Source organism: Pseudomonas arabinosi (genome assembly GCF_047758675.1).
Lineage (GTDB): Bacteria > Pseudomonadota > Gammaproteobacteria > Pseudomonadales > Pseudomonadaceae > Aquipseudomonas > Aquipseudomonas arabinosi.
The window spans coordinates 2,262,591-2,279,475 of sequence record NZ_CP180480.1 but is presented as its reverse complement, the minus strand read 5'-3'; the positions used below and the strand labels follow the sequence as shown (position 1 = coordinate 2,279,475).

Sequence of the window (16,885 nt, the reverse complement as noted above, 5' to 3'; positions counted from 1 at the left end):
TATTAAATCATACTCGCCAAAGCGCTCACCTAACTCTCCAAACTTATCAGATTTCATACTTAGCAGATTTTTGTAAACTCTTAGGATTAGTTTGAACGTAAGCGTTGGCCGCTGGCTTCTAAAAAAGATCGGGCATCAAGTATCAAATCGCGGCTTTGAATATGGGGTTCGTGGAGCGGTTACAAATAAATGATAGCGACCAATCAGAGTTCTAAGGTTGATCGCTATCAAGCAGGACTGCCGGTTAATCCCCTAAAGATTTCTAGCGACTGAAATCGTTGCGAGCTATACAAAGATTACTATCGGCTTTTCTGAATCAGATGATCGGCGAGTCTCAAAGATAAGGCTGTGAGTGAAAGAGTTGGGTTTGTTACGCCGGATGTCGGAAAAACCCCAGAGCCCGACGCATACAAATTGCTCAAGCCGAAGACCCTGCAGTTTTTATCTACCACGCCAGTGTTTATACTTTCACCCATTCTTACAGTCCCAATATGGTGATTTCCATAATCCAAATCGCGACTATCAATCGTCATCGGTTTGGTCATGCGAAGTATCCGCTCCACGAACCCCACATTCCAAGCGAATAGCTGACAACGGATGCTGTGCTCCCGATTTCCATCAGGAGCCCATCACCATGATGCGTCCCAATGCCAGTGTTGAAAAAGTGTACCTCTACCCCAAACCGGTGGACTTTCGAAAGTCCATCGACGGCCTGGCTGCGCTGGTCGAACTGGATATCAAAGTCGCGGTGTTTGACCCCGTGCTTTTCGTTTTTCTGAATCGCCACCGCAACCGCGTCAAGGTGTTGTATTGGGAGCGCAACGGCTTCTGCCTTTGGCTCAAGCGTCTGGAATCCGAGCGGTTCAAAACTTCACCCGATGAACTGGATGAGGCCATCGTGCTGACGGTGCAAGAACTGAACTGGTTACTGGATGGGTTTGACCTCTGGCGCAACCGCCCGCACAAGGTTTTGACTCCAAGGTTTGTTGCCTGACGGGTATAATCCAGGGCATGCGACCATTGCCCGAAAACCTTCCTGACGATCCCGTACTGCTCAAACAGATGCTGCTTGAGAGTTACGAAGCACGCTCGCGCGAGCAGGAAGTCAAAGACGCTTACGCCACCCACATTGTTGATCTGAAAGAACAGATCAAGCTGTTGCGTGACCGTATCTTCGGGCGCAAATCCGAGCAGACGGTCGAGCCCAACACGCCGCAACTGGCACTGTTCAACGAGCCCGAAAGCGAGCCGATGCCTTCAGTCGGCGACGCTGACGAAGAAGTCGTTGCTCCGACTCTACGCCGTGGTAAGCGCAAACCCTTGTCGGCTGATCTGCCGCGTATCGAAGTCATCCACGAACTGCCCGAACACGAACTGACCTGTGCCTGTGGTTGCCACAAGCATGTGATCAGTGAAGAAACCAGCGAACAGCTGGACATCGTGCCGATGCAGATCCGCGTGATCAAACATATCCGCAAGGTTTACGGCTGCCGTGGCTGTGAAACAGCGCCGGTCACCGCCGACAAGCCCGCTCAATTAATCGAAAAGAGCATGGCCAGTCCAAGCGTGTTGGCGATGCTGCTGACCACCAAGTATGTCGATGGCTTGCCGCTGCATCGTTTTGAAACGGTGCTAAGCCGACATGGCATAGAAATCCCCCGCCAAACTCTGGCCCGCTGGGTTATCCAGTGCGGCGAACATCTGCAACCGTTATTGAATCTGATGCGCGAGCGGTTGCTGGAAAGTCCGGTCATCCACTGCGATGAAACCCGCGTCCAGGTACTCAAAGAGCCGGATCGAGACCCGACCAGCCAATCCTGGATGTGGGTGCAAGCAAGCGGCCCGCCGGATCGCAAAGTCGTGCTGTTCGACTACACCTCCAGCCGAGCGCAGGACGTACCATTGCGTCTGCTGGAAAGTTATCGCGGCTATGTCATGACCGACGATTACGCAGGCTATAACGCGCTGGCGTTGCAACCGGGCGTGGAACGTCTGGCGTGCATGGCTCATGTACGTCGCAAGTTCGTGGAAGCACAGAAAGTGCAGCCCAAGGGCAAGACCGGGCGTGCCGATATCGGGCTGACGATGATCAACAAGCTGTATGGCATCGAGCGTGAGCTGAAAGACGTCAGCGACGAGCAGCGATTTATCGGTCGGCAGGAAAAGAGCTTGCCGATCCTCGCCCAGTTGAAAAGCTGGCTGGATAAAACGCAGTCCCAAGTGACACCGCAAAGCGTGCTGGGTAAAGCGGTTAATTATCTGGCGAGCAACTGGCTTCGGCTGGAGCGTTACGTTGAAGCTGGTTTTTTACCTATCGACAACAACGCGGCGGAGCGTGCAATAAAGCCGTTTGTGATTGGGCGCAAGGCCTGGCTGTTCAGCGATACACCCAAAGGCGCCACCGCCAGTGCGCAGATCTATAGCTTGGTCGAGACCGCCAAAGTCAACGGCCAAGAGCCCTATACGTGGCTGCGCCACGTACTTGAGCGCTTGCCGCATGCCTCGTCGGTGGAAGACTACGAAGCCTTGCTGCCGTGGAACTGCTCACCGGAAATGCCACGGTAAACGAGGGGCCCACCTGGCGATAGGTGTGCTTCATGGATCGGATACCATGCGAAATCTACCAATGCCTCGCTCTATAAAGTCGCCAGCAATTAGCTGTTGTGCTTTGTTAGCGGTCTTTACATCTAGGTCAGTAATTTTCCAGTCTAGTTTTATTTTTCTCATTCCAGATGCATCTGAAATTTTATCAAGAGTTAGGCATGATTGTTTTGTGGGGGCCTGTTCGATTGCCCATGTAACATCGTATGCCTTTACTCCCGATGAGACCGTTCCGCTATTTGAACTATCGAGTAAGTATTTGGCTTGAGCTAGTTCTGCTTCAGGCAGGTTTGTTATTGGGTCAGAAAACACACCCCACAACCCCATTATATTGTTTTCGACTTGGGCTTTGTCAGAAAGCTTGAACCCGAATGCTATTTTGAATTTTTCGTTTGGGACGTCTGCCATTTTACCACCACCTTCCTCCATGAAAGCCGGATACTCATTCGGAACGTAGACTCTAAATCCGTTGATTCTAGCAGGGTGTTCCATGAAGCCCTTTCCTACCCACGGACCTCCGATGTTTTCTCCGAGTTCCGAGTCAAGCAGTAGTCGTGCATTTTCCAATGCACCCAGGGCTATCACATAAGATTCGGAAATGGCGTTAAAGTTTTTCCCGCTAGTTGCCAAGCAGTTGACTGATACTATTTTATCTTTTTCGTAATTTAGTTTGTTTGCACAGCAGTTGTACACTAGCGTTATTTTTTTGCTTTCGTTTAGGTGCGTGTAATAATCCTTTCCCAATCTAGTGTTTGAGCTTATCTGCCAAACTATTGGTTCCATGATGGAAGATTTTTCGCATATGGACAGAGAGGGTTTTCCGGTTTTTTTTGCAAAATCCAGAGCATTGAAATTCGTGCCTTCAATGTTAAGGAAGGCTCCGGCTTCTTTGTAATACGATGCAAGCTCTTCCTGCGATATTGGCCAGCTAGAATTAGCTAGCCAATCTCTTTTTGAAAATTCTATATTTTCTAGCTGCCTGCACCATCCGCCCCAGCAGTTAGACGACCCACCCAGCGCTCTCATCCGGCTTGCAGAAAGAGGATATTGTATGCCAACGGAATCGCCTGAATATAAACTCTGGCTTTCTGGGGATGGGTCCAGGTTTCCTGCTTCGATCAAAAGCACAGTCAATCCGGTTTTTTCTAACTTTAACGCAATTGATAACCCAGACGGCCCCGTGCCAACAATGCAAATGTCTGCTTTAGGCAACTCGTTTAGTTCGCTTGCATTAAATATCATTTTCTACTCTCTATTTCTTTTAGTTTTTTTGATTCTGTAGGCGTCGCAAACCATCCATCATTATCAAAATCACGAACTTCTTTTGTCTTGTTGTCGGAGATAAGAAACTTGGCTCCAGCAAATGTAGAGCCGAGGACAACTATGGCACCAACGCTTTTTAATATAAGTCTTCTTCGGTAATTAATCATTTTTTACCTGCTTTTAATTTTATCTGAATCATTTCCAGCACTTTCTTTTATTAATACAATTCCATAACACCAATCTAATTTCTGGAGTTTTCTGCGAGTGTCCAGCCACCATTTTCAGTTACGCTCCCTGTACCAGCATTTTCAAACGTAAATGACTACATCCGGCCTACCCGCAGTCGATTCGTCGCCAACGTTATCAGATTGAGGCAGGTTTGGCGTGAGTAGCCTCTCGTTCAGGCTTTATTCTAAGCGTCTAGTTTAGGCCGGGCTGTCGCCTCTAGTCGAGGGTGGGCGCAGGGACGAAAATTGCTGATGCGGGGAATTCGGCGAGCGTAACGCAACGAACTGTAGGTCGAATTCACTTTGGGTGTCGTCCTTTTCATCGAAGCGGCCTAACACGACCGGTCCCAAAATGACGTCCCAAACGCCCTCGCTTATGTTGTCCAAACCCACTATTTCACGTTTGAGAACATAGCCCGCATAAATTCGAAGCCGCCCTCTGTTCACCACGCCGCAAGAGTCCACCACGTAGGCTTCGATATGACTTGGGTATCTCAACTTCAGTAGTTTTTCTGGATAACGGCGTGACGAACTAGTGTAGCAGTACCCCGGCGTTCTCTGCCCTAGGGCCTCATGAAAACGCTCGTGGTTGTAGTGCTGCATGAAGAGATCGAAATGCTTCGTAAGCGCTCCATGAACCCCACATTCAAAGTCACCACCTGTCCCAGACGCGGTGCCCCATATTTCTCTACCTGTGGCACATAAATAGCTCACTTACTATTTTGCTGGCATAAGAATGCCAATGTTTGGCTATTTTAGTGGCACAAAAATGCCAAAGTTTGGTTATTTCAGTGGCACAAATATGCCAAGGCCAGGTATTTCAGGTGGTACAAAAGATGGGCCCTATTTTTGTGGTATTTAAATGCCATTCAAATGCCACATAAATGCCACGAAAATGGAGAAGTACGCCCTATCTGTGCTCATGTGAGCCATTTTGGACCTGTACCGGGGGTAGGACTATTTTTGTACCGGGGGTAGGATTTTCCGTTTTTACAGGGCTTTGGAGGCCCAAAAAACGTACCGAGTCTATTACGTGTTGGGTGGATTTGTCGGTACAGCAAAGGATATCGAAAGGTCTCGATAGCGTACGATCCAACCACCCACGATAGGGTCAGGCTTAACGTCGTATCTCTGGCGAACAGTTCCACGGCAGCAGTGCTTCATAGTCCGCCACCGACTGCGCATGTGGTAACTGCTCCAGTACGTGGCGTAGCCACGTATAAGGCTCTTGGCCGTTGACCTTGGCGGTCTCCACCAGACTGTAGATCTGAGCACTGGCGGTAGCGCCTTTGGGCGTGTCGCTGAACAGCCACGCCTTACGACCGATAACGAACGGTTTTATCGCCCTTTCGGCCGCATTGTTGTCGATAGGTAAAAAACCGGCTTCTACATAACGCTCCAGCCGGCTCCAGTTGCTGGCCAGATAATTAATGGCCTTACCCAGCACACTTTGTGGCGTGACTTGGGGCTGCGTTTTCTCAATCCAGCTTTTCAACTGAGCCAGGATCGGTACGCTCTTTTGCTGACGGCCGATTAAACGCTGTTCATCATCGCCGTCCTTGAGCTCGCGCTCGATGCCATACAGCTCGTTGATCATTTTTAGGGCGATATCGGCACGTCCCGTCTTGCCCTTCGGCTGCACTTTCTGAGCCTCGACAAACTTGCGGCGCGCATGGGCCATGCAGGCCAGCCGTTCAACCCCCGGTTGCAACGCCAAGGCGTTATAGCCCGCGTAATCATCGGTCATAACATAGCCGCAATAACTTTCCAGCAGACGCAACGGAACCTCCTGCGCACGGCTGGACGTGTACTCGAACAACACGACTTTGCGATCTGGCGGGCCGCTGGCTTGTACCCACATCCAGGATTGGCTGGTAGGGTCTCGACCTGGCTCTTTCAATACTTGAACACGGGTTTCATCGCAGTGGATCACCGGGCTTTCCAGTAATCGGTCGCGCATTAAGTTCAGCAGTGGCTGAAAGTGTGCGCTGCACTGCATCACCCAGCGCGCCAGTGTTTGCCTTGGTATATCGATACCGTGTCGACTTAACACCGTCTCGAAACGATGCAGCGGCAAGCCATCGACGTACTTGGTGGTCAGCAACATGGCCAGAACGCTTGGGCTGGCCATGCTCTTTTCGATCAGTTGAGCCGGTTTGTCGGCGGTGACCGGTGCCGTTTCGCAGCCACGGCAACCGTAAACCTTGCGGATATGTTTGATGACACGGATCTGCATCGGCACGATATCCAGCTGTTCGCTGATTTCTTCGCTGATCACGTGCTTGCGGCAACCGCAGGCACAGGTCAGTTCGTGCTCGGGCAGTTCGTGGATGACCTCGACACGCGGCAGCTCAGCCGACAATGCCTTACGTTTTCCTCGGCGCGGCCCCGGGGAAACGACTTCCTCTTCGGCATCGCCGATCAATGGCATCGGCTCGCTTTCAGGCTCATTGAACAGTGCAAGTTGCGGCGTATTGGGCTGCGCTGTCTGCTCGGACTTACGCCCGAACAAGCGGTCGCGCAACAGCTTGATCTGTCCTTTCAGGTCGACGATGTGAGCCTGATAAGCCTGGGCAACTTCTTCCTGGCGATTGAGTGCCTCAAGCAGCATCTGCTTGAGCAAAACGGGGTCATCAGGAAGATCGTCGGGCAGAGAAATCATGGCCCGGATTATACCGGGTCAGGCTACGTAGCGTGGAGTCAAAACCTGGTGAGGACGGTTGCGCCACAGGTCAAAACCGTCGAGCAGCCAGTTCAGTTCCTGGACGGTCAGAACGATCACTTCATCGCTGAGATCAGGCGATGTTTTGAATCGCTCGGACTCCAAGCGCTTAAGCCAAAGGCAGAAGCCGTTGCGCTCCCAGTACAAAATCTTCACGCGGTTACGGGGCTTGTTGAGAAAAACGAAGAGCACGGGATCGAACACCGCCACTTTTATGTCCAGCTCGACCAGCGCAGCGAGGCCATCAATGGACTTTCTGAAGTCCACGGGCGTGGGGTAGAGATAAACTTTTTCAACTTTGGCGTCGGGTCGCATCATGACGAGCTGGCTCCTGAGAGAATCGGGAGCACAGCATCCGGCATCAGCTAAGCGCTTTGAATGTGGGGTTCATGGAGCGCTTACAATAGTCGGCAATGTGCATCACTTTCAAGTCCATAGGTTTCAGCTCTCGCCACGGCATGGTCAGATCCTAAGAATCGACCCTTGCCAGTTAAAAACTGTTACCTATGTGCTTGAACTGATTTGTCACCTATGTGGATGAGTCATACCCGTCTTGCCTTTGGGTTACACTTTTTGCGGTTCGACAAATTTGCGTCGAGCTTGTGCCCAACAGCCCATACGCTCGACTCCAGGCTGGACACCCAGTGCGTCGTAACCAGCGTAATTATCGGACTCCAGGCGCTTTAGCCAAGGCAGAAGCCGTTGCGTTCCCAGTACAAAGTTTTCACGCAGTTACGAGGCTTGTTGAGGTGCTGGCTCCGGAAAGGAATCGAGAGCACAGCATCGGGGATCAGGTGGCGTCTTTGAACGTGGGGCTCATGGAGCGCTTACGTTTGAATTCCCCTCTCCAAGCAACCCGGCAAAAATCCTATCCAGATCGGAATCGTCTTCATTACCCTGTACAGAGAGATACTTGAGACCTTGGCGTGTCAGCGCCTGCAATCCTTCCCGCATTGACTGACGTAGTGCCGATCCTGCTTCCAACATGACAAGCCGATCGCCCATACGATACGAGATCCTCTCATCAATTAATGCATGAGCCGGGCATCCAAGAATCGATAAGGTGAACTCACGTGCGTAGCGGTAAACCTGCTCCTCGCGACTTGCGTAGACCGGTTCAAATCGTACGCCAACTGGAACGCGAGCCAACCAAGCGGTTATCAAAGATTTCGCACTCTCACGAGTAATCTGACCATCAAGGAATGGCGTGATATCGAACATCAACTGCGGCCTCTCAAGCGCCGCCGGAAGAGATCTATCGATCGCTTCAGCGACGGCCATGAAGTCTTGATCTGTGACTGGCCGCTCGGGGGATGCTTCGAGTAACGCAATAGATTGGATCAAGTCAGCAACACCAGCTTTGCTACTCAGGCAGAAATGCTCGATCGCAGCTTTATATTGAGCTGCGCATGGTCCCGGAGCGTGGCGTGAATGAACGATACGCTGCGCTCTCGCGCCTAACGCCTGACGGCCTTGAACATCAGTCCAAAGATTGCTCAAGGCAGCGATGAGTTCACCATCGGCAAATTCATCCGGTAGTTTCACGACACCATCATCTTTCAGGTCTGCCATGCTTCCATTGGCATTGACGATTGTTGCGAGGCCGTAGTTCATGCAATCGAGCACGGCTGCAGAGGTTTCGCCTCTGGAATGTGCCCGCAGCTGTACCCCGACATCCGCAACACCAAGATAATCCCGGAATGTCTCGGATGAAGCCCAGCCAGTAATCAGGATTCGTGAGGCTACGCCGGCCTGGTCAATACGCTGTTGAAGCTCATCGCCATAAGTACCTGGGTCGTTTTGCCCAACAAAAATCAGGACACTGGCCGCATCGTTAGCCATAGGAGAGTTCAACCAGGCATCCAGGAGCCTGTGATTCAACTTGCTAGGTCCCAGCAAGCCAAAACTGCACACCACAAAATCTTCGGCATTGAGCCCAAATTTCTTGCGAATCTCTCCACGCGCCTCAATAGACGATTCTGCAGGTACTCTAAGAAGCGGGATATTGATCCATTCACTTCCCACTTCCGCGCCATACCATTGCTTCGCGAGTTTGCGTGAGTTTTCTGAGTGGATAATCACACCCTGTGCGGACTTCAGGACCGGCAGGTTAGCTGGATATTTCCATATGGCATCCACCAACTCTTTCGAGTGGAAACGATCAATCACGGCAGCATAACCGTGACTCTCATACAGGGCATCGGTCCAGATCCCTTGCGCACTGGTATTCAATTCCATGTGCGCGAGAATGCCGGAAAGGAAAAAGTCGTGCAGCACCACGACGCCGGGGATGGACGCAACCAACTCAAACATATGTTCGTGGAAAGTCGAGTTGCCGAAATGGTAAAGCACGTGATCATAAGAGGCAGCGTTTTCTACAAACCACTCCACCGTACGAATCGGGCACTTTTCCTTTATCCAGGCGGGTTCGACATCGCTTTGTGTAACGACCACATCGATATCGAAATACTGCAACAACTCAGGCAACAGTTCGGCGCTGTAATCGCTGATCCCGCTTCGCTCAGGCGGCAACGGTGAGACATAGGCCAAACGTGGCAGCCCCTTTCGAGACTCAATCACTTGAGCTTCTTTCAAACGTTGCTCATGGAAAGTCTCCAGAGCTGCAATCGCTCGCTGCGCAGTTTTATCCCAAGAGAACTGTTTGGCCTGTTTCAGCCCATGCTGTTCCAACTGAGTCCGAAACGAATCGTCCATCAAGACTTCGCGCAGTTTTTCTGTAATTGACGCATCGTCTAGCGGGTCAAACATCGCTTGAGCGTTGTTGACTACTTCAGGCAGGCTCGAAGTATTCGCTGCCACCACCGCACGACCACATGACATTGCCTCCAACGCGGGAAGCCCGAAGCCCTCGTGCCAGGAAGGGAAGATAAACGCTCGGCACAGGTTGTACAGGGCGACGAGGTCGTCTTCCGAGACAAATCCGGTCATGACGAATTGGTCATGGTTTAGGCCATGCTCTCTAGCCAGGGCCTCCAAACGCGCACGATCTTCAGGCCTTACCGAACAGACGACTGCCAGTTGATGCTGTTCCAGGGTATTGGCCGGCAACCGGGCATAGGAACGTATCAGTCCTTCGATGTTTTTCCGATGGTCAATACCGCCGGTGTACATCACGAAGGCACGATTCAGCCCGAAACGAGCCAACAAGTCGGCTTTTTGCGAATCACTGTAGGATCTGACCTTGAAGTGCGCATCAGCTGCCGTCGAGATATTGACCGCATTCCGAGCATCTACACCCAGGTATTGAATAGCCTCCTGACGGGAGGATTCAGAAATCGACAGCAAAAGACCCGCCGACTGGAGATAGCTTATTTTACTGTCGTACCACTTCTCGATCAGCGGGTTCTTGAGATAGGTATCCCGATTGATGTATGGAATCAGGTCATACAACACGACAGCGGTTGGCAACTTTTCGGCAAAGCAGCCAACACTGGTAACGGAGTCATCTTCGAAACCCTCGAAAAGGCTGCTGACCAGAACTACATCGGGGTTCAGGGATGCAAGAAAAGACTCACGAACCCGTTCTGCCGCGTGACGGCGCCAAGTATTCCCCGCATCAATATGGCTCACCGCTTCAGGTATATGCCAAACGGCGATATTTTCCTGAGGGATCAGATCCTGAAAAACCTCTCGAACACTGTCTACAGCTTCGGGAAAAGCACCACTCAAGGCCAACAGGATTTCATGGTCACCGCGGTTACGTGCGATCCCCTGAGCCAAAGATAATGCATATCGACCGATACCTCGATTGCGTGATCCCGTCGATTGAGCGCCTTGAAGATCGATAACAATACGCATTATTGATCCTCACTTCGTTGCTTGGAAGAGTTCTTCAGTCGACGATACAAGTCACGCCCCCGGCCAGTGAGATGCTGTTCGCTGAGTGGGGCTTTAGCTCGTTTGGCGATCGTACTTTTGGAAAAGTGATTGAAAACTTTACGTGCGCCCTCATAGAGGCCGATGGTTTTGAGTATCCCCACGAATTTTGCACGTAAAACTGGTCGTGCTGAAAGAAACAGGGAGGCCTTGCGAAGTGACACACCCAATGCTTTTTTCACGAATGTTTTCAAGCGAACTGTGAAACCAAGCTGACGAGCCAAGTGAATTTGAAATATCAGCCAGCGCAGTGGCTGTGTCAGCCGCCAAGAGGGGCTCGCATAGACTGCACCTAGCTCGGCCTCTAAGGATTGGCGTATCGCTTCAGCCTTAACTTCAGCCTGAACTACACGGCTTTGAACAAGCTGGTAAAATGAGTGAGAAGCTAGGCCTCCAAGCAAGAATCGGTCAAAAACATTGGGGGGACAGTTGAACGATCCGATTAACTCGGCATGCGCTTCATGAACATAAAATCGATTAAGCCCATCAAAGTAGACAAAGCGATAGCCTTTCGCCAGGATCATACCCTCCCAGTCGCCATGGCTTTGCTCTTGACTGAGCGGCAAAGTGCTTTCGATAACTAAAATCCAAGGGCGAATGGACGATTTTACCCAGCTTTCTATTACATTTTTTTCGAGCCCTTCAACATCAATCTTCATCCAGTTCACGTCACGGTCACGATACTTTTCCAACAAAGTGTCCAGCGACATCACCGGTACTACACGACGCACGGCCTTATAGCCAGAATCCAGGTGCTTTTTTGCAATAACGTCGTCGGAGGTCGAGAGACCGGTATCCGAGAACTCGTAAAACTCAAGCGTTTCTGCACCTGCACCGATAGCAACCTGTTCGATCACTTCATCAGGCCGGGCAAGCCTTAACTTTGAGGAGTACTGCTCGGTTGGCTCGACGTGCACACCGCGCCATTGATGTTCATAGAATGCGAGACTGACCGAGTCGTTGACCGGGTCCTGGGCTCCGATATCTATATAAAACCCTTTATTCAAATGCTTTAGAGCTCGCCAAAGCATTACATCTTCAAAGTTCTGGGCGTAAGATACAAATGACATCAGCGTAAGATTTCCAAATCAAGCGGCATCCAACATGCACCAGCAAAATAGCTTTTACTTCGATTAACAACACTAAAAACCAAAGCCAAATCTTGCCACTCATAATTATTACTGAGGTGAGTATCGTCGCTGACGAGTGCTGTAGCAATAGAGTAACTGCCCGGCCCGATATTCATCTCGCAACCGAAGTTATAAACCAACTCATCACCTTCAACCAAATCCAACTCCGCTCGCTGCAAATGATGAGTATTGGTACCAAACACTGTTTGCCCCAATCTATCCTTGATCATATACCCAAAAACCAAGCGAGGGATGGCAGCAGAAACACGAACCCTGACACTCAAGGTTACAGGTGCCCCCACATCAATAACCTCAACAGGGTCACCACTGGCATTCAGAATATTTATTTCAACAACAGTAGCTTCCCCGGTACCAGAAACTGTCTTTATACGACCGTCTGCCGAGGTTTCTTGACGAACTGTAGCAGCGTTTTCTTTCTCTGCGAGCATCGCATTGTAATAATCCATTACCTCTTCTGGCCTTCCTTCCATTGCCAGCTTCCCGCTTACCAACAAAATTGCACGATCACAAACCGACTGAATCGCTGCTTTGTCATGAGAAACGATAAGTAACGTAGTACCAGCCTTGCGGTACTCACGAATCCTTTCAAAACTCTTGTGCTGGAAATAGGCATCACCCACCGACAACGCCTCGTCGACGATCAGGACGTCGGGGCGACGAGCAGTTGCAACACTGAATGCCAGTCGCATCTGCATCCCGCTGGAGTAGAGTCGAACCGGCTGGTCGATGTAGTCGCCGATCTCGGCAAACGCCTCGATCTCTGGCATCAACTCAAGGACTTCACCCACACTCAAACCCAACAACTGCCCGGCCATTACGGCGTTCTGACGACCGGTGAATTCGGGATGAAATCCGATACCCAGTTCAAGTAGCGCGGCTACCTGACCACTTATCTCTACGCTCCCGACGGTGGGCTGAGTAGTACCGGTGATCATTTTCAACAAGGTACTTTTGCCTGCGCCGTTGACGCCAATAATCCCTACCGCTTCACCTGGACGCACCTGGAAGTTCAGGTCTTCGAGGACCCACTTCAACTTGTGGCGTGGTTTGCTCCACGGAATCACCCACTCGGCCAGCCGGGACGCACGACTCGGATACTGCTTATAAGCCTTGCCCAGGCCCGTTACGTTAATCGTCCCCATCAGAGTTCATCCACCAATTCGCCTGAATGCTTTTTAAACAAACGAAGCCCCAGGAAACACATAAACAAACTGAGCAACGCAACAGGAAGAAGTGCAACCCAATCAGGCATATGCCCGTTCACCATAACGCCTTGATATGAGCCAATCACTGTTGCCATCGGATTGAGCTTCATTAGCGCCTGTAACCAGGCAGGGAGAATATTGAGCGGATACACAATTGGCGTAAACCAGAACCAAAACTGCAGCGCGACACCAACAAGTTGGCCTACGTCTCGGAAGAATACGTTCAACACACCGAGCGTGACGCCCAAGCCTATGGCAAACAATACCTGGACCAATAGAATTGGGATAATCGTAAAGAATACCCAACCCGGAAAATTCCCGGTGACCAACAAAAAAATTATGAATAACGAGAAAATTATCCCGAAATTGACCGAAGCATTCAGCATCAGCGTTACCGGTAGACACAGACGTGGAAAGCTTAGCTTCTTGATCAGGTTAGCATTATCAATAAAGATGCTTTGGGCTCTACCAACGATCTCGGCAAAGTACCCCCAGGCAATGACACCTACACACAAATAGATGCTGTAGCCAAAGGTACCTTCCACCCCAGGTAGTCTTGCACGCATGAGCTGAGAAAAAATCACCGTATACACAAAAATCATTGTCAGCGGTTGAATGACCGCCCAGCCAACCCCCAACATCGAGTTGGTGTATTTAGATTGAAACTCCCGCTTCACACTACCCAGGATAAAGCCTCGATAGTTCCACAGGGCCTTCAATGCCGGACTGATCATTGAACAGCACCTATCAGTGTTTCAATCTCTTTCAGGCGCGCAAACATCAATTCACTATCGCCTTTAGCTTCAACGTTCAGTCGCAACAAAGGTTCGGTATTGGAACCGCGCAAGTTGAACCGCCATTCGTCGAATGCAACGCTGATACCGTCGGTCATGTCCAGTGCGGGTGACTGAGGTCGAAAATGAGCCAAGACATGTTCAATCGTTTTGGCGACATCAGCCACTTTGTAGTTGATCTCACCGGTGCAGGGGAACGCAGCAATACGCTCATCAACTTGCTCGGACAGCGGTTTTCCAGTGCTCGAAACCAACGCCGCCACCAACAACCACGGAATCATCCCACTGTCGCAATACGCAAAGTCCCGGAAGTAGTGGTGAGCGCTCATCTCTCCGCCATACACCGCATCTTCCTCGCGCATACGCTCCTTGATGAACGCGTGCCCGGTCTTGCTCTGAACGGCGATACCGCCCGCCTGCTCCACCTGCTCGATCGTGTTCCAGGTCAGGCGCGGGTCGTGGATGATCTTGCTGCCAGGGTGTTGCTTAAGCAGCATCTCGGCCAGCAGGCCAACGAGGTAATAGCCCTCGATGAACCGACCATCGGCATCGAAGAAGAAGCAGCGATCGAAATCACCGTCCCAGGCCAGGCCCATGTCGCACTGGTTGGCCAGCAGCGCCTGACGAGTCAGCTCGCGGTTCTCTGGCAGCAGTGGATTGGGTACACCGTTCGGGAAGTGGCCATCAGGCACCTCATTGATGAACACCCATTGCAAAGGCAGTCGTGCAGCCAGTGCCTGCAGCACAGGGCCAGCAGCGCCATTGCCCGGGTCTGCGAGAATCTTGAGGGGTTTCAAGGCACTGACATCGACGTAAGTGAGCAAATGGTCGATGTAGGCAGTTTTGTCGAACGCTTGGCGAACCGTGCCTTTTTCTGCTGCGACGGTACCCAGGTCACCCTGATCGACCCGCTGGCGGATGGCGTCGAGACCAGTGTCGCCGCTGATAGGGCGAGACTCTGCCTTGACCAGCTTCATGCCGTTATAGCCTTTTGGGTTGTGGCTGGCAGTGATCATCACGCCGCCATCAACCTTGTAGTGACTGGTGGCGAAGTAGACTTCCTCGGTGCCGCACAGCCCGATGTCGATCACATCGGCACCCGCCTCGGTAATGCCGCGCATCAGCGCTGCCGCCAGAGGTGGGCTTTCGAGCCTCATGTCCTGGCCGACCACGAAGGTTTTCCCCTGTAACTCGGCGACGAGCGCGCGACCTATGCGGTAGGCGATGTCTTCGTTGAGTTGAGCGGGAACCTGACCACGAATGTCATAGGCTTTGAAGCATTGCGTCACGATAGGAGGAAACATTCTACTCACTAACTGAAATGTCCGATGCCGCCCTGAGGCGGCAACGGCAAGAATGGACCGCCAGGGCCTGATGCCGCTGGCGCGCTGACCCCGCAAGGTGCGGGGCTCGCTTCGGGTTCAGTGTTGTTACTTGTCGACGCGACCGTAAATATCGTCGAAACGAACGATATCGTCCTCGCCAAGATAGTCGCCACTTTGCACTTCAATCATTACCAGATCGATTACACCCGGGTTCATCAAACGGTGCTGATGACCAGCACGAATAAAGGTGGACTCGTTGGTGTTCAACATCAGCTCTTGCTGGTCGTTAACCACCATTGCCATCCCGCTGACAACGATCCAGTGCTCGCTTCTGTGGTGATGCATCTGCAAGGACAACGAAGCCTTCGGCTTGACCACAATGCGCTTGATCTTGAAGCGCTCGCCATTTTCCAGCGTGGTATAGGTGCCCCAAGGGCGGTGCACGGTACGGTGGAGTAAATGAACTGTATGACTGCAGGCCTTGAGCTGATTGACGATATGTTTTACGTCTTGAGCGTGGTCCTTGTGGGCAATCATCACCGCATCCGGGGTGTCGATCACCAGCAAGTCTTCGACACCGACCAGTGCGGTAAGCCGACCTTCGCTGTTGACGTAGTTATTGCGCGAGTTATGAGAGAGCACTTCGCCTTCAAAGCGGTTACCGTTCTCGTCAGGCGCGGTCAGCTCACTGACAGCGTTCCAGGAACCGATGTCACTCCAGCCGATGTCGCAGGGAACGGTCGCAACTTTAGAGGAACGCTCCATCAACGCGTAGTCGATGGAGATATCCGGAACCTCGGCGAACGCATCAGCATCAAGCGCCAGGCAACGGTACTTGGCGGATGAAGTAAGGCGCGATGCTTCAATCGTTCTGCTGACCGCTTCCACTACGTCCGGAGCATGTTGACGAAGCTCTTCGAGGACAGTGCCCACCCGGAAGCAGAACATCCCGGAGTTCCAGTAGTAGTTGCCTGCGGCGACATAATTTTGAGCGGTTTCAAGATTAGGCTTCTCGACAAAGCGCGCCACTTTCAGGCCGCCCTGCAGCGGTGCATCTTTTTGCGCTTCGATGTAGCCAAACCCTGTTTCAGGGTACGTCGGCTGGATCCCGAAGGTAACCAACCAACCTTCGGCTGCCAGCGCCATGGCGCTGGCCACGGCCGCAGCAAAGGCTTTTTCGTCTTGTATCAGATGGTCAGCCGCCAGCACCAGCATCTGGGCATCAGGACCATGGGTCGTTTCCAGCTGAAGTGCAGCAGCGGCGACGGCAGCAGCGGTGTTACGACCAAAAGGTTCCAGGATGAAACCTTGAGCATGCTTGGCTGTATTGACTGCGCCGTACTCGTCTTCGGTCTTGAACAGGAGTTCGCGATTGGTTACCGTCAGAACTTCCACAACACCTTCCAGACGCGAGGCACGGAGGAAGGTTTTCTGGATCAGATTCTGGCCATCTGGCAGCTCCATGAACGGCTTTGGATGGGCTTCACGAGAAACAGGCCACAACCGGCTGCCCACTCCACCAGACAAAATTACGGGAATCAGTTCCATGCTCTAAATCCTTAATCCCCCCTTCTGGCAGATACGTCCAGAAAGTGGGGCTCAGTTATATTTCCGGTCATTCCTGCATCGTAATCGATGCAAATTCTTGTTGAACCTGCCCCCAGGATGACAGCTCAGCTTCGATCCAAACCCGCGAGCTT

Annotated in this window: 13 protein-coding genes and 2 pseudogenes; 2 read left to right on the top strand and 13 right to left on the bottom strand. The window is 51.8% G+C overall.

Annotation, left to right across the window (positions count from 1 at the left end; all coding sequences use genetic code 11):
• Positions 1 to 299: 299 nt before the first annotated feature.
• Positions 300 to 476 carry a GMC oxidoreductase gene (locus ACMXYJ_RS10645; RefSeq protein ID WP_415760705.1) on the bottom strand — a complete coding sequence of 59 codons (177 nt, stop codon included), beginning with the start codon at positions 474 to 476 and terminating at the stop codon, positions 300 to 302.
• A gap of 158 nt (positions 477 to 634) precedes the next feature.
• On the opposite strand from ACMXYJ_RS10645, the gene tnpB (ACMXYJ_RS10640) reads away from it, so the two are divergent.
• Both tnpB (ACMXYJ_RS10640) and tnpC (ACMXYJ_RS10635) read left to right on the top strand, forming a co-directional pair.
• Positions 635 to 994, top strand: a complete 360-nt coding sequence (gene tnpB, locus ACMXYJ_RS10640; RefSeq protein WP_412041168.1) for an IS66 family insertion sequence element accessory protein TnpB — start codon at positions 635 to 637, stop codon at positions 992 to 994.
• A 17-nt stretch (positions 995 to 1,011) separates the two neighbouring features.
• On the top strand, positions 1,012 to 2,565 hold the full coding sequence (gene tnpC / locus ACMXYJ_RS10635; protein WP_415755988.1) for an IS66 family transposase: 1,554 nt from the start codon (positions 1,012 to 1,014) through the stop codon (positions 2,563 to 2,565).
• Between the two features lie 30 nt (positions 2,566 to 2,595).
• Here the strand turns inward: tnpC (ACMXYJ_RS10635) and ACMXYJ_RS10630 are convergent, their stop codons facing one another.
• The 12 genes and pseudogenes from ACMXYJ_RS10630 to ACMXYJ_RS10575 form a co-directional block, all read right to left on the bottom strand.
• The gene (locus ACMXYJ_RS10630; RefSeq protein WP_415759761.1) at positions 2,596 to 3,843 is read right to left on the bottom strand and encodes an FAD-dependent oxidoreductase; all 1,248 of its coding nucleotides are present in this window, start codon (positions 3,841 to 3,843) and stop codon (positions 2,596 to 2,598) included.
• A complete protein-coding gene (locus ACMXYJ_RS10625; protein ID WP_415759760.1) occupies positions 3,840 to 4,031 on the bottom strand; it encodes a hypothetical protein in 192 nt (63 codons plus the stop codon). Before ACMXYJ_RS10625 ends, ACMXYJ_RS10630 begins: the two co-directional genes overlap by 4 nt.
• Positions 4,032 to 4,403: 372 nt before the next feature.
• Positions 4,404 to 4,724: pseudogene (locus ACMXYJ_RS10620) on the bottom strand (IS481 family transposase); the annotation flags it as partial.
• A gap of 484 nt (positions 4,725 to 5,208) precedes the next feature.
• Complete coding sequence (gene tnpC, locus ACMXYJ_RS10615) at positions 5,209 to 6,753, bottom strand: IS66 family transposase (protein ID WP_415756172.1); 1,545 nt, start codon at positions 6,751 to 6,753, stop codon at positions 5,209 to 5,211.
• A gap of 18 nt (positions 6,754 to 6,771) precedes the next feature.
• The gene (tnpB, locus tag ACMXYJ_RS10610; RefSeq protein ID WP_415756173.1) at positions 6,772 to 7,131 is read right to left on the bottom strand and encodes an IS66 family insertion sequence element accessory protein TnpB; all 360 of its coding nucleotides are present in this window, start codon (positions 7,129 to 7,131) and stop codon (positions 6,772 to 6,774) included.
• Positions 7,132 to 7,380: 249 nt separating this feature from the next.
• A pseudogene (locus tag ACMXYJ_RS10605) lies at positions 7,381 to 7,485 on the bottom strand (IS66 family transposase); the annotation flags it as partial.
• A gap of 144 nt (positions 7,486 to 7,629) precedes the next feature.
• Positions 7,630 to 10,632 carry a glycosyltransferase gene (locus tag ACMXYJ_RS10600; RefSeq protein WP_415759759.1) on the bottom strand — a complete coding sequence of 1,001 codons (3,003 nt, stop codon included), beginning with the start codon at positions 10,630 to 10,632 and terminating at the stop codon, positions 7,630 to 7,632.
• Positions 10,632 to 11,780, bottom strand: coding sequence for an FkbM family methyltransferase (locus ACMXYJ_RS10595; protein ID WP_415759758.1), 1,149 nt, complete (start codon positions 11,778 to 11,780; stop codon positions 10,632 to 10,634). The genes ACMXYJ_RS10600 and ACMXYJ_RS10595 overlap by 1 nt, the downstream gene beginning before the upstream one ends.
• Positions 11,780 to 13,003, bottom strand: coding sequence for an ABC transporter ATP-binding protein (locus tag ACMXYJ_RS10590; RefSeq protein WP_415759757.1), 1,224 nt, complete (start codon positions 13,001 to 13,003; stop codon positions 11,780 to 11,782). Before ACMXYJ_RS10590 ends, ACMXYJ_RS10595 begins: the two co-directional genes overlap by 1 nt.
• A complete protein-coding gene (locus ACMXYJ_RS10585; protein ID WP_415759756.1) occupies positions 13,003 to 13,800 on the bottom strand; it encodes an ABC transporter permease in 798 nt (265 codons plus the stop codon). The genes ACMXYJ_RS10590 and ACMXYJ_RS10585 overlap by 1 nt, the downstream gene beginning before the upstream one ends.
• Positions 13,797 to 15,164, bottom strand: coding sequence for a phosphomannomutase (locus ACMXYJ_RS10580; RefSeq protein ID WP_415759755.1), 1,368 nt, complete (start codon positions 15,162 to 15,164; stop codon positions 13,797 to 13,799). Before ACMXYJ_RS10580 ends, ACMXYJ_RS10585 begins: the two co-directional genes overlap by 4 nt.
• Before the next feature lie 126 nt (positions 15,165 to 15,290).
• Complete coding sequence (locus ACMXYJ_RS10575) at positions 15,291 to 16,733, bottom strand: mannose-1-phosphate guanylyltransferase/mannose-6-phosphate isomerase (RefSeq protein ID WP_415759754.1); 1,443 nt, start codon at positions 16,731 to 16,733, stop codon at positions 15,291 to 15,293.
• Between the last annotated feature and the right edge of the window lie 152 nt (positions 16,734 to 16,885).

Coding starts and splice junctions, on each gene's coding strand:
- ACMXYJ_RS10645 (WP_415760705.1), bottom strand. CDS start 476: ATGGGTGAAAGTATAAACACTGGCGTGGTAGATAAAAACTGCAGGGTC.
- tnpB (WP_412041168.1), top strand. CDS start 635: ATGATGCGTCCCAATGCCAGTGTTGAAAAAGTGTACCTCTACCCCAAA.
- tnpC (WP_415755988.1), top strand. CDS start 1,012: ATGCGACCATTGCCCGAAAACCTTCCTGACGATCCCGTACTGCTCAAA.
- ACMXYJ_RS10630 (WP_415759761.1), bottom strand. CDS start 3,843: ATGATATTTAATGCAAGCGAACTAAACGAGTTGCCTAAAGCAGACATT.
- ACMXYJ_RS10625 (WP_415759760.1), bottom strand. CDS start 4,031: ATGATTAATTACCGAAGAAGACTTATATTAAAAAGCGTTGGTGCCATA.
- tnpC (WP_415756172.1), bottom strand. CDS start 6,753: ATGATTTCTCTGCCCGACGATCTTCCTGATGACCCCGTTTTGCTCAAG.
- tnpB (WP_415756173.1), bottom strand. CDS start 7,131: ATGATGCGACCCGACGCCAAAGTTGAAAAAGTTTATCTCTACCCCACG.
- ACMXYJ_RS10600 (WP_415759759.1), bottom strand. CDS start 10,632: ATGCGTATTGTTATCGATCTTCAAGGCGCTCAATCGACGGGATCACGC.
- ACMXYJ_RS10595 (WP_415759758.1), bottom strand. CDS start 11,780: ATGTCATTTGTATCTTACGCCCAGAACTTTGAAGATGTAATGCTTTGG.
- ACMXYJ_RS10590 (WP_415759757.1), bottom strand. CDS start 13,003: ATGGGGACGATTAACGTAACGGGCCTGGGCAAGGCTTATAAGCAGTAT.
- ACMXYJ_RS10585 (WP_415759756.1), bottom strand. CDS start 13,800: ATGATCAGTCCGGCATTGAAGGCCCTGTGGAACTATCGAGGCTTTATC.
- ACMXYJ_RS10580 (WP_415759755.1), bottom strand. CDS start 15,164: ATGTTTCCTCCTATCGTGACGCAATGCTTCAAAGCCTATGACATTCGT.
- ACMXYJ_RS10575 (WP_415759754.1), bottom strand. CDS start 16,733: ATGGAACTGATTCCCGTAATTTTGTCTGGTGGAGTGGGCAGCCGGTTG.